Here is a 288-nt window from a genome sequence, read left to right on the forward strand (position 1 = left end):
TCGGTGTATTTGCACTAATCGGTGTGACTATCTCCAAGTTCGGTTTGGAATCTTTAATTCCGTTAGGAAAGTTAGCGCTTTCTGTTTACGGAACCATGATTTTCTTTGTAATTGTCATTCTGGGTCTTATTGCAAAATTTGTAGGATTCAATATCTTTACATTGATTAAACTTCTCAAAGAAGAATTGATTCTTGCGTTCTCTACAGCAAGTTCAGAAGCGGTTCTTCCGAAAATCATGGAAAAAATGGAGAAAGCGGGATGTCCGAAACATATTGCTACATTTGTTA

General features: G+C 36.5%; 1 protein-coding gene. It reads left to right on the plus strand.

From position 1 onward, the window contains the following. Nucleotides 1-288 (plus strand): cation:dicarboxylate symporter family transporter (locus Q8G36_RS28745; RefSeq protein WP_305275362.1); only part of this gene is annotated, 288 nt, incomplete at both ends.

The organism is Peribacillus frigoritolerans (genome assembly GCF_030676415.1).
GTDB classification, from domain to species: Bacteria; Bacillota; Bacilli; order Bacillales; family DSM-1321; genus Peribacillus; species Peribacillus frigoritolerans_A.